This window comes from Butyrivibrio sp. INlla14 (assembly GCF_900102515.1).
In the GTDB taxonomy this organism is placed as follows: domain Bacteria; phylum Bacillota; class Clostridia; order Lachnospirales; family Lachnospiraceae; genus Butyrivibrio.
Window position 1 is genome coordinate 134,130 of record NZ_FMVS01000009.1, and the last position, 12,766, is coordinate 146,895.

The window sequence follows — 12,766 nt, forward strand, 5'->3', positions numbered from 1 at the left end:
TCTGAAGCAGGACAGGTCAAAAATATATCTAATAAGAAAATGCCATAGCCCGCATCACGGACTATGGCATTTTCTATTGTAGTATTACTTACAGTCCTGCAAGTTTCAATTGCAGACCGAGGGCGTTCATGCAATCAGATTCCTGTGTCATATACGTAGATAGTGTAAGGACTGGACTCATCGGTGTATGTTCCAATCAGGGACAGACCAAGCTCAGAAGCATTGGAAAGCTCAATCCTTGAGAAAATGTACTTGCAATCAAGGCTCTTTAATCCGTCCATGTTCACAATAAGCCGCTTGTCAGTTACTTCAAGATTACGAAGCGGTGCATAAGTATTCTCATCAGAGCCGGAATAAAGACTAACTCGAGCGCCCCATCCTTCAAAGTAGGACTTAAGGGAAGGCGATCCTTCCAGAGCAGGCTCAATGATACTTGTCCACTTCTCCTTGTATTCCTGAGAATACATTCCCAGATAACCATCCACAGAAGCTATACCGTTGTAGTTAAGTACAGCGGGATGCATTCCGTAAGCAACAGACCATTCTCCGTTGTAATCAATATCATCGATTATTTTATCAAAAAGCTTGGTTGAATAGAACTCATTATAGTTAACATAGGTTGTATCCCTGTGTTTGATGATCTTGAAGGCCTGATTATAACAGGTGTAATAGAAGTCGTTATACACCTGAGGCACAAACATTACAACTAAAACAGCAAGAGTTACGATAACATTTGCTAGTGGCTTGAGGTTTTTGCCAGCATGATCATACATTCTGACACAGACAAGTAAAAGCTCTGCATACCACAAAAATGTATTGAAGAAAGCTGTTCTGGCAAACTCAAAGCCTGTAAGAGGTGGTACCAATGTTTCAAACAAATGTCTGAATGGCGCATACTGATACAGACCAAAGATTAGAACATTGAATATCATCCAGAGAAGCACCAGGTTAATGGAGTCTTTGAGGATAAGCTTTGATTCTTTTCTCTTAATGTATCCGATATTAATAATAACTACCGCTATTAAAACAACACCAAGAATCACATATGTATGAGAATCTTCTGAGTGGAAGGAAGCATTAACAAACTCGCTAAATGCAGTGGCCATGGCCTGACCAAAGCTTATCTCACCATGTTCCATGGTGGTTCTGATAGTTACAGTATCTGACAGAAGCATCTCTTTAAAGAGCCTGTATTCAAACAGAATATAGCCAAGAGAGAGAATTACTATTGAAGCAAATGTACTCTTTGGAAAACGCTTGTCTTTTATCCAAAGAATAATAACAGCTACTACCATATATGACAGGATAAAGAAACCATGGTAGGAAAAGTATGATAACAACGGATATAAAAATACCCCGATATAGAAAGGGAGTCTTTTCTTAAAACTGTCAGCAAAATAAAGTTTTCTGAGGAAGAGCACTATAAGCGGAACTGAAGTAAAGGCAATACCATAAGTTGGGAAAACAGGTATAAGGCCAAATGCAACAGAAATAACAACGATGATAGGTTTGTACTGTTCATATCTGTCTTTATACACATCCTTGGCAAGGAGCCTGAAAGAAATAATACCAACTGCTATCTTTGCGGCGTAGCCAGCAAGATAAGCCCAGACCCCAGGAAGCAGGATATAAAAGAGATTGTATATCAGAAACTCACTTCCAAATAAATCTCTTGGAACTCCGTGAAGGATAGGAGCGTTTTGTCCCTGAGAAAACCACAGACCGGCTTTTTTCAGCATTTCGTAGTGAGCCATGAACAAATCTAAGTTGTCGTGGATCTGGAAATAGCTTTCTCCTCTAAACACAAGAAACACTGCGGCCTGTAATGCCAGCAGTGCTCCTGTCAGATATAGATACCAATACTTTTTTATAGTATTTGTCTTTATCATGATTCGTAATCTTCTCCTACAGTAAACTTAGGTACCCACTTACCATCTTTCTTTTCGAAAAGATCTCTGTTTACGTACTTATCAACAACTTCCCAGAATTCCTCTTTGGTTATTCCAAGATAATCGCAAGTTTTCTGGATGTATTGATCTCCGCATTTGCCATCATATTCGTTTACATACCACTTGCCATCTTCTCTTGTGAATCGACCTTCTCTGATATCATAACAAATCTCGTCTGTAGCAAATCCAAAGCCAAATTTAAGGTATTTGATCATCTGGTTTGGAATCTGAAGATCACAGTCAAGGGCTGCATATCTTCTATAGCGTCCGTGATCGTGAAGATCTCCATCTCTTCCTAATAAGCCTCTGGCAACTGCAAAGTCTGCATTACCAACCTGAGACCATTCTCTTACATAGTACTGAAGGAAGATAGCCTTGATGCCTTTGGCCTGCATCTCTTCGACAGTAGGTATCTTATACAGGAAGAGGTCTTTTTCAGTGATATTATTTGAAAGATCAACAAAGCTGTCTACACTTGCTCCGCGGATTGTTTCAAGCTGCATGACAGAAAATGCATTTCCAGAAGCTTCCTGGTTCTTGGCAGCGCCAAGTGTAAGAGCGGCATTTTCTCCCTGGATAATAAGTGGGATATTGAACTTAACAGCCATAATATAAGCTGAAGCCCAGAGACAATACTCAGATGCAGCGATGATATTTCCTCTTTCAAAGAAAGACTTTCTGGCCAGCTTCTTGGCAACTATGGGGTTTGGTCTGATGGAAATAATATCAAATCCCAGATTATTAAGGTTCTCTATATTCTTGCGTCCGACTTCTGTAATTTCATCAGGCATACAGTTAATAAGAAGTGGATTAAGTCCCAGCTTCTCTTTAGCATATACAGCCTGGAATGTGGAATCCTTACCACCTGATACTCCAATGATACAATCGTAGGTATTTCCGCGCTTTTTAGCCTCGGCCTTGGCCTCATCAGCAAAAGCCTGAAGTTCAGCGTGGCGCGCTTCCCAATCTATAGTTGCCTTAGACTCTTCATAACGGCAGGCAAAGCAAACCTGCTCATCGTCAAAAATGATGCCTGGTCTTGTGTCTGGCTGCAGGCAACGTTTGCAATAACGCATTTTCATGTGCGTAATCTCCTTTTACACTTACAATTTATAAATCCAAGAAATTATACTACTTATAAATAAGGTAAGGCAAGTAGAGGATGACAAGGCAAGGGATTGATTATATAATAAATGGCATGAAAAAGGTTAGATCAGGCAGACGAGTGTATATCTGCCACACGTATTATCATGCTTATATAGCAACTGTAAAAGAACTAGTAGGAAGACAACAGATTGGGGGCAGTGCCGATATAATACTGAGCACTATGTCCAACAATTTTGAGAGCCTTGAAGGGAGACTTGTAAGATCTGGAGTCTTTGATAATGTTTACATGTTCGATGAAAAGGAAGATGTTACCTCAGATGAAGTGATGAAATATCATCAGGATAGGGGAAATATCATCCTTAATTTGTTGCAGAGAATTAAGTATACTAAGATGCTTGGTAAGCTTCAGGAAGATTACATACCAACAGATATTTCAAAATATGATGATGTCTATGTGTTCTGTGACTCAGATCCAATTGGATACTATCTAAATTACAAGAAAATCTATTATCACGCTGTGGAAGATGGGCTTAATTCAGGACGACTTGATGATCAGGCTAGAAATGCCAATAAGGGAGCCTGGCCTTTGAAAAAGGCTATGGCTAAACTTGGTCTTATATTCATCGAAAGTGGGTATAGCAAGTATTGCCTCGACTATGAAGTTAATGATATCAGTGCCAACCATAGTGTTCCGGATAATGTTGTAGAGATCCCAAGAAAAGAGCTTGATAGCAAACTTACAGAGGAAGATCATAAAATACTTGTTGATATTTTTTTGGAGAATCCCGACAGAGTGCTAGCACAGCTTCTTGGAACAGAATCTGATAATAAGGACAAAAAGCCCAATGCCATGATACTTACAGAGCCTTTATGTGAGCTTGATGTAAGGGAAAAACTATTTGGTGATATCATAAAAGAGTATGAGAAGGATCATCGTATCATAATCAAACCTCATCCAAGAGATCTTCTTGACTATGAAAAGGCCTTTCCTGATGTCGTAGTTATCAAGGACAGGTTTCCTATGGAGGTTTTGGGAGATATCAAGGGATTTGAAGTTGACAAGATGATTTCTGTTATTACTCAGATGGATAACACATATTATGCCAAGGAAATAGTTTATTTGGGTCTGGATTTCCTTGATAAATATGAGGATCCTTCTATCCACAGAAAGACAGAACTTTTAGACAAATAACAGGAGATGGACAAATGTCTAGCGTAGCTATTATTACTGCCCGCGGAGGCAGCAAAAGAATACCTAAGAAGAATATAAAAGAATTTTGTGGTAAGCCAATTCTGGCCTATAGCATAGAAGCTGCACTTAAAAGCGGAGCATTCGATGAAGTAATGGTATCAACTGATAGCCAGGAGATAGCGGATATTGCAAGAGAGTATGGTGCTGTGGTTCCATTCATGAGGTCTGAAGCTAACAGTAATGATGTTTCAACTACGGCGGATGTTCTGGAAGAAGTGATAAGTGAATATGAAAAGATAGGCAAGGACTTTGATACTCTTGCTTGTATTTATCCTACAGCTCCTTTTGTAACAGGGGAAAAATTATCTGATGCCATGAAAAAGATGCAGGAAAGCGGGGCTGATGCACTTGTTTCTGTGGTTAAGTTTGGTTTCCCTCCCCAGAGAGCTTTTGTAATAAGGAATGAAAAAGTTTGTTATCAATATCCTGAGTATGAGAGAGCGAGAAGTCAGGATCTTGAGAAGATATATCATGATTGTGGACAATTCTATATTCTTAAGAAAAAGGCTCTTTATCAGTATCATTCACTGATAGTACCTAACACTATTCCTTACGAGATTCCTGAGGAAGAGGTTCAGGATATTGATACTATGTCTGACTGGAAGATTGCGGAAGTTAAATATACAGTTTTGCATCAGGGAGAATAAGGATGTTTAGGATTTATGACAAGATAAATAGTGGAGAAGTATATATTATAGCAGAGATGAGCGCTAATCATGGCGGAAGTCTGGACAATGCTTTAAAGATAGTCAATGAAGCGGCCCAAGCAGGGGCGGACTGTCTCAAAATTCAGACCTATACTGCAGATAGCCTGACAATAGATTGTGACAATGAGTACTTTAAGGTAAAGGGCGGTCTTTGGGATGGATACAAGTTATATGACTTGTATCAGGATGCCGGAACTCCCTATGAGTGGCAAAAGCGCATAAAGGAAGAATGTGATAAATGCGGTATCGACTTTTTGTCTACCCCTTTTGACAATGCCGGGGTAGATTTTTTGGAGGAACTTGGAGCAGAAGCTTACAAGATAGCAAGCTTTGAGCTTATTGATATTCCACTTATAAAGTACGCTGCTTCAAAGGGAAAACCCATGATTATTTCAACTGGAATGGGGAGTCTTGAGGATATCCAGGATGCTATAGATGCATGCCATAGTGTAGGCAATGACAAGATTATATTGCTCAAGTGTTGCAGCGAGTATCCTGCACCATGGGCAGATATGCACCTTGGAAATATTCAGGACATGAAAAAGAGATTTGGCCTTCCGGTGGGACTTTCAGATCACAGCGAGGGAAGTCTAGGAGCTGTCGTTGGAGTAACACTCGGAGCAGTGGTTGTTGAAAAACATATTATGCTTGAAGGTGTTGAAAGTGCTGATAGTAAATTCAGCATGCCAGTCAAAGATTTTGCCAAGATGGTGAGTGATGTGCGCAATGCATGTCTTATAGCGCAAGGGCCAAATTATGACCTTACTGATGGTGAAAAAGCTTCAACTGTTTTTAGAAGAAGCATTATAGCTGTAAGAGATATCAAGGCTGGAGACGAGATACAAGAAGAAGATCTCAGAGTAATAAGGCCCGGATACGGAATAAAACCTAAGTATCTTGGTGAAGTAATAGGTTCCAGAGCAAAATGCGATATACCAAGGGGCACTCCAATCAAGTTTGAGCATTATAAGGATTAAATAGATGGGAGTCTTATCGTGAAAATTCTGTGTTTATATAATAATGACTGTGCTATTGAACTTTTTGACTATATTAGAAATCTTGGCCATGAAACTGTTCTCTGGAGTGATAAATTAACAGAAGAATTTATACAAGAACAGGCTTTTGACCTGGCTGTAAGCTATACATATAGATATATCCTGCCAGAAAATTTTATTTTGGCGCTAAAAGAAAATGTAGTGAATATCCACAATTCTTTTCTCCCCTTTAATAGAGGTGCAGATCCTAATATGTGGAGTATAGTTGATAATACGCCGAGAGGTACGACTCTTCATTACATAAATACTGGACTTGACAAAGGCAGTATCATAGCTCAGGAGATGATATCTGATCTGTCTGATGAAGAGACGCTTGCTTCAACTTATAACAATCTGGATAAGGCAGCCAAAGACCTCTTTAAAAAAGCTTTTGAATATTATGATAAGTGGCCAGCCATGCGGAAAACACCTGAGGGTAAAGGAAGCTACCACTCTGTTAAGGATGGAGCAAGGATAAAGGAGCTTATTACATCCTTTGACATCACAATTGCGGAGTTCAGGAAAATTTTGAGGGAACAGGCATGAGAGAGCTATATTTCAGAGTTGATACCAATGATGTAGTAGCTACTGGTCATATAATGAGATGCCTTTCCATAGCTGATGCAGCAAGAAATCTTGGCATCACCCCGGTCTTTATTCTTGCTGATGATACCGGCAAGAGAAGGGTTGAAGAGAGAGGCTATCGGTCTATCATACTTGATTCTAAATGGGATGACCTTTATTCTGAATCAGATAAACTAAAAGAGGTCATAATAAATAATGACATAAAAGTTCTAGTGGTAGATAGTTATTATGCATCTGATGAATATTTCAGTAAAATATCAGAGATTACAAATGTTATTTATATAGACGATCTTGGTAGCTTTGAATACCCTGTGTCGGGGGTTGTCTGTTACGCAAATTACTATGACAAGTTTGATTATCCGAAAAGATTTGTGGATTCAAAGGTCAATTTCTATTTGGGATGCGACTATGTACCTTTGAGGAAAGAATTCGAAAAGATAGAGCCTAAGAAAATAAAAGAAAACATTGAATCAGTCCTGCTTTTATCCGGTGGAGGAGACCAAAATCATGCTCTAAAGACATTTGTTCAAAGCTTAAGTGCAGATTTTGACTTTAAGATCATTGCAATATGTGGACAGTATAATACAGATTACGATGAGCTTGAGAGAACTTATTCTGAGGATGAACATGTTAAGATTTACAAATCTGTCGACAACATGCTTGAGTTAATGCAAGGAGCTGATCTTGCGATTTCAGCGGGAGGAACTACGCTTTATGAATTAAGTGCCTGCGGAACTCCGACGATAACCTATTCTTTTACAGACAATCAGCTGGATAATGTGTATCAGTTTGAAAAAGACAGACTTATGAAATATGCTGGAGATATGAGAAATGGCAGCGTAATAGAGGCTATAGAGAGACACATCAATTTTTATAGTAGTAAGGAAAAAAGGAAAGAAGCATCACTTGGTCTAAAAAAGCTTGTTGATGGCTTGGGGGCAAAACGCCTGGTTGAGAAGATAGTGAGAGATTATAAATTATGAAGCTTAGTATAATTGTTCCTGTTTTTAACATGGCAGGAGATGAAAAACTAACTTACTGTCTGAATAGTCTTTTAGGACAGAAGCTGAACGATTATGAGATAATAACAGTAGATGACTGTTCAACAGATAATTCACTTGAAATTTTAAAAGAATATGAAAAAAAATATCCTGATAAAATAAGAGTAATCCATAGCGAAGTCAATAAGCATCAGGGCGGAGCTAAAAATATCGGAATGCAGGCGGCGCGCGGAGAATGGATTGGCTTTATTGATGCTGATGACTGGATACATCCGGATATGTACAACAGGATGATCAGTAGAGCAGAGGAAACCGGTGCTGATATGGTGGGATGCGATCTTACTATGGTTGATAGTCACACAATGGAAGTGTCTGATATTATTGAAAAAAATGGAGACGCAAGCCAGAGCGGTATTTTGGATCATGATAAGAAAAAGCGCCTTATTCTGGATGGGGGCCGACTGGTTACAAAGATATACAAAAGAGATACACTTCAAAGGAACGATATTCATTTTCCGGAAAATATTTTCTATGAAGATAATGCCATGAGCAACTCTTTTTTGCTGACTGCTCAGCATTATGAGCATATATCTGAGCCGTGGTACTATTATTATCAGCACGATGCTTCTACAGTGCATTCCTTTTCTGAGAGAAAATGTCTTGATAGAATGGAAGCAGGAAGAATTATCCTAAGTGAAGCAAAAAGGCTTGGTTTTTATGAAGAGTTTAAAGACGAAATAGAGTTTATGTTTATACAACTTTTTTTCGTAAATACTCTATTTACCTACATGCCCTGTGTAAGACCTACAAAACTGTCATTTGTTAAAGGGCTTACGAATGAGCTTTTGAATACTTACCCTGAGTTTGAGATAAATAGATATTATAAGGATAGGGTTAATCCTGAGGAAAAGAAACTGATCAAAATGCTATGCAATTCACCACTTAGATTCTATGCGTATTATAAGCTTCTTTGGACATACAGGAAATTTAGAAGATTGCTTAGTAAATAATAGTTTTGTTTGTTTTGAGGTGAAAGATGGAGAATAGGAAGATCTGGATCAAGGCCAACGGAAATGAAGACATAGCTACTGGGCACATCAGAAGATGCATGACTATTGCTGATGAACTTATAAGAAGAGGAATGGATGTGGAGTTTATTCTGGCGGATGACGACAGCGCCCACGTTCTTAGAGTTCTTTCTGACCAGGATAATATTGTTTTCGATGCCAGAATTTTGCATACAGATTATTCCAAGCCGGAGGAGGAACTTGAAATCTTTGCTGAATTTTTCAAAGAAGAAGCTCCGGACTTTTTCCTGATTGATTCCTACTATGCAACTCCTGATTATTTTGCGGATTTAAAGGATCTTATTGCAGAGAGTGGAAGGAATATCAAACTTGGGCTTATTGACGATTTTGGCAAAAATGATTATCCTGTGGACTTAATTGTTAATTATGATATTTCCGGGGGAAAAGATATTTATAGCGCCGGGATAAAGCTTCTTGGGGAGCAGTATGCGCCTATTCGCCCTGCGTTTTCAAAAACAGACTATCAGGTAAGGCCAAGAGCCAGGAAAGTGTTTTTATCTACTGGTGGAACAGACCCATACTTTGTTATAAAAAATATTCTGACTGAAATTTACGAGGGTGACAGCCCTTGCAGAAAGGTCCTTGATGTTACAGGCCTTGAATGTGAGGTTATAGTAGGGACATTTTTTGAAGAGGACTATAGGAGAGAATTAGAAGCTCTTTCTGACAGGCATAAAGAGATAACTCTTCATGAGCACGTTACAAATATGCCTGAACTTATGAGTAGCTGCGACTATGCTGTTTCTGCTGGAGGCGCTACTTTGTATGAGCTATGTGCAGTTGGAGTTCCAACGGTAGCTTTTAGCATGGCTGATAATCAGGTTGATTTTGCCATTGGTTTTGATAAGCTTGGAGCAGCTAAATATGCCGGTGATGCCAGAAAGGATCATAGGCTGGTTCAGAAGATCGTTACCTGGGGAACTGCGGCTGTGGATAACCCTGGTTTTAGAAAAAGAATGAGCGATAAAGCCAGAAGTATCATAGATGGAAAAGGAACAGAAAAAATAGTGGATGCCATAGTCGGGCTATTGGTTTGATCCATTGGAAGGATTTTTTATTATTTTATGCGTAAGATTTTTAAGAAAATAAACATACTTCTTGATAGAAGACAGAAACTTCAGATGGTAGGTATAGTATTCCTGATGCTTATCGGCGGATTATTAGAAGCTTTAGGAATTGCAATTATTGCCCCTATCATGCAGATTGTTATAAACCCTGAGAAGGTAGAACAAAACAAGATTCTGGCGGCTGTTTATCATGGGCTGAACTTAAAAAGCACTATACAGCTTGCTGAGATCATCATGGTATGCCTTATCCTTGTTTTTGTGGTCAAGAATTTGGTTTTGTTCCTTATAAACGTTGTTCAGCTTAAGTTTACTTATACCAATCAATTTGCAACATCAAGGCGAATGATGATCAACTTCATGCAGAGGCCTTACGAATATTACCTTAATGCTGATACCAGCGTTATACAGCGTAGTATTACCTCTGATGTTAACAATATGTACGCACTTATTTTAAACTGCCTTCAGCTTACCAGCGAAGTTATTGTATTTATATTTCTTACAGCTATTCTGCTCAGACAGGATGCCAAGATGACTATTACAATAGCAGTTCTTTTAACGGCAGTTCTTCTTATAATCAAATATGTTATAAAACCGGTAATGGTCAAGGCTGGACAGGACAATCAGGACTATTACAGCGGACTTTATAAGTGGATAAATGAGTCTGTTACAGGAATAAAAGAGATAAAGATTGCAGGCAAGGAAAACTATTTTATCAATGGCTATGCTGATTGCGGAGCAGGTTATGTGTACGCAGTTCAAAAGTATAATCTCTATAATTCCACACCAAGGCTTCTTATCGAGACAGTTGCAATTGCAGGCATGGTGGGCTACATGCTTTTTGATATGTCTCAAGGAACAGCTCTTAAGGACCTGGTATCACAGCTTACTCTCATGGGAGTAGCTGCAGCAAGGCTTATTCCAAGTGCCAACAGGATAAATAATTATCTGACTTCAATTGCTTACTTTGAGCCGTTTATGATGAATGTTACTGACAATCTGCAGCAGGAAATAAATGATGGATCAGTATCATATAATAGCGATGACTATAGGAAAAAAGTAGAAGTAGAAAAACTTCCTGTTACCAAGGATATTGAAATGGTGGATATCTGCTACAAATATCCTAATACAGAATCCTATATTTTAGACAAGGCTTCCATGAAGATTCCTGTTGGAAAGTCAGTGGGAATTGTTGGAACATCCGGTGCTGGAAAAACCACAATTGTGGACGTATTACTCGGACTGCTAAAGCCTGAGAGTGGCAGAATCTGTGCTGATGGCGTAGATGTCATGTCCAATTACAAGGGCTGGCTTAAGAATATTGGATATATACCACAGACTATTTTTATGGTGGATTCTACAATCCGCAAGAATGTGGCCTTTGGCTATGCAGATGATGAAATTGATGATAACAAGGTATGGCAGGCTCTTAAAGAGGCTTCTCTTGATGAGTTCGTTAAGGGACTTCCAGAGGGCCTTGATACACAGATAGGTGAGCGAGGAATCAGGCTTTCTGGTGGACAGAGACAGAGAATTGGTATTGCCAGAGCTCTTTTTGAAGATCCCGAGGTTCTTGTTCTTGATGAGGCTACATCAGCTCTCGATAATGAAACTGAGGCAGCAATCATGGATTCTATTAATAGGCTCCATGGCAAAAAAACTTTGATCATTATTGCTCATAGGCTTCAGACCATAGAGAAATGTGACATGGTTTACAGAGTTGGTGATGGCAAGGCTGAAATAGAAAGACAGTAATAGTTGGAGGATATATGTCAGACGGGGTAGTGCTAGGAAAAAAGAGAAATGCAAACTTTGAACTCCTGCGAATAGTTGCAATGATAATGATCATTGTACTTCATTATAATACCTATTGTGATACACTGATCCATTTGGGAATGCCAGTTACAGGAGTAGACGTCTATGCAACTATTTTAGAGGCTTTTTGCATAACAGGTCTTAATACTTATGTATTCATAAGTGGATATTTCCTTTCTAATTCCAAGGTTAAACTGAGCCGTGTTTTGCAGCTTATCTGCCAGGTATTTTTTTACACGGTCATGATTTCTTTAGTCATGATGATTACTGGAACTTATGTTGTGAGGTCAAATGATTCCTTTTACAAGATAGTTCAGTATCTTTTTCCAATAACCTCTGAACACTACTGGTTTGTGACAGCCTATATAATCATGTATGTTCTTGCCCCTGTCATGAATTCAGCAATACATGCACTTTCTCGTAAGCAGCTCAAGACAGTTATTTTGGGACTGCTAATATGGTTTTGCTTTATTAAGAGCTTTGTTCCAGTTATGTTCGTTACTGATAAGTGGGGATATGACTACGGATGGTTTATTGTTTTGTACCTTATTGCAGCTTATATACGTAAATATGATGTAAGGGTGTTCTATAATGCCAGAAATAGCCTTATAGTCTTCTTTATATCCTGCATTATCATTGCCTTTATGAAGTTTGGAATTTACTATATAAACCTGACAAGGGGAGGCTTTATTTATTTCTTTGACGTTCCGTTTCATTTTAATTATTTCTTTACCCTCACTGGTTCTTTGGGACTTTTCTCTTTCTTTAGATATTTCAGGGTAAAAGAAAACAAGACTGCGGATGTGATCAGATTTATAGCGCCATTTACCTTTGGTGTATACCTTCTTCACATGCATATTGAGATGAAGGACAGATGGGTAGAGTGGATAGAACATATAATAGGAGAAGTGCCTGTACATAGTGTTCCTTTATATGCTCTGCACCTTGCGGCTTCAATAGTTATAATCTTTACAGCTGGTGTATTTGTTGACTGGATCCGAAAACTTGTATTTGGCTTTGTAGGAAGAGTTTGTCATGATACATGGCTCTTTAAGAAGATAAGACAATGGGATGAGTCGTTATGTTGAGTACTATCAGAAGTTTTTTCTATAAGTTCAAAAGATATCAGGCACCACTGGAAAAATATGTTTTTCCAGTGGCTTT

11 protein-coding genes are annotated in these 12,766 nt (G+C 38.7%); 9 read left to right on the plus strand and 2 right to left on the minus strand.

All coding sequences use genetic code 11. From position 1 onward, the window contains the following. Window positions 1-134: 134 nt before the first annotated feature. Both BLO53_RS07905 and BLO53_RS07910 read right to left on the minus strand, forming a co-directional pair. Window positions 135-1,889, minus strand: coding sequence for a DUF6044 family protein (locus tag BLO53_RS07905; protein ID WP_092060310.1), 1,755 nt, complete (start codon window positions 1,887-1,889; stop codon window positions 135-137). Beyond that, window positions 1,886-3,031: an N-acetyl sugar amidotransferase gene (locus BLO53_RS07910; protein WP_092060312.1), complete on the minus strand. Its 1,146-nt coding sequence runs from the start codon at window positions 3,029-3,031 to the stop codon at window positions 1,886-1,888. The genes BLO53_RS07905 and BLO53_RS07910 overlap by 4 nt, the downstream gene beginning before the upstream one ends. An 80-nt stretch (window positions 3,032-3,111) precedes the next feature. Between BLO53_RS07910 and BLO53_RS07915 the strand changes: the two genes are divergently transcribed. From BLO53_RS07915 to BLO53_RS07955, 9 genes are read left to right on the plus strand one after another with little or no spacing between them, the layout of a single operon-like run. Further along, on the plus strand, window positions 3,112-4,248 hold the full coding sequence (locus tag BLO53_RS07915; protein ID WP_092060314.1) for a glycosyltransferase family 52: 1,137 nt from the start codon (window positions 3,112-3,114) through the stop codon (window positions 4,246-4,248). 14 nt (window positions 4,249-4,262) lie between these two features. Beyond that, window positions 4,263-4,955 (plus strand): pseudaminic acid cytidylyltransferase, encoded by a 693-nt coding sequence (gene pseF, locus BLO53_RS07920; RefSeq protein WP_092060316.1) that lies wholly within the window; start codon window positions 4,263-4,265, stop codon window positions 4,953-4,955. Window positions 4,956-4,957: 2 nt separating this feature from the next. Next, entirely contained in the window at window positions 4,958-5,992 is a 1,035-nt protein-coding gene (gene pseI / locus BLO53_RS07925) for a pseudaminic acid synthase (protein WP_092060318.1), read from the plus strand. A gap of 18 nt (window positions 5,993-6,010) precedes the next feature. Further along, entirely contained in the window at window positions 6,011-6,595 is a 585-nt protein-coding gene (locus BLO53_RS07930) for a formyltransferase family protein (protein ID WP_176757209.1), read from the plus strand. Further along, complete coding sequence (gene pseG / locus BLO53_RS07935) at window positions 6,592-7,617, plus strand: UDP-2,4-diacetamido-2,4,6-trideoxy-beta-L-altropyranose hydrolase (RefSeq protein ID WP_092060322.1); 1,026 nt, start codon at window positions 6,592-6,594, stop codon at window positions 7,615-7,617. The genes BLO53_RS07930 and pseG (BLO53_RS07935) overlap by 4 nt, the downstream gene beginning before the upstream one ends. Beyond that, on the plus strand, window positions 7,614-8,645 hold the full coding sequence (locus BLO53_RS07940; protein WP_092060324.1) for a glycosyltransferase: 1,032 nt from the start codon (window positions 7,614-7,616) through the stop codon (window positions 8,643-8,645). The genes pseG (BLO53_RS07935) and BLO53_RS07940 overlap by 4 nt, the downstream gene beginning before the upstream one ends. A 26-nt stretch (window positions 8,646-8,671) precedes the next feature. Then, window positions 8,672-9,760, plus strand: coding sequence for a UDP-2,4-diacetamido-2,4,6-trideoxy-beta-L-altropyranose hydrolase (gene pseG / locus BLO53_RS07945; RefSeq protein ID WP_092060326.1), 1,089 nt, complete (start codon window positions 8,672-8,674; stop codon window positions 9,758-9,760). 27 nt (window positions 9,761-9,787) lie between these two features. Further along, the gene (locus tag BLO53_RS07950; protein WP_092060328.1) at window positions 9,788-11,542 is read left to right on the plus strand and encodes an ABC transporter ATP-binding protein; all 1,755 of its coding nucleotides are present in this window, start codon (window positions 9,788-9,790) and stop codon (window positions 11,540-11,542) included. A 14-nt stretch (window positions 11,543-11,556) separates the two neighbouring features. Further along, window positions 11,557-12,690 carry an acyltransferase gene (locus BLO53_RS07955; protein ID WP_092060330.1) on the plus strand — a complete coding sequence of 378 codons (1,134 nt, stop codon included), beginning with the start codon at window positions 11,557-11,559 and terminating at the stop codon, window positions 12,688-12,690. The last annotated feature ends 76 nt before the right edge of the window (window positions 12,691-12,766 follow it).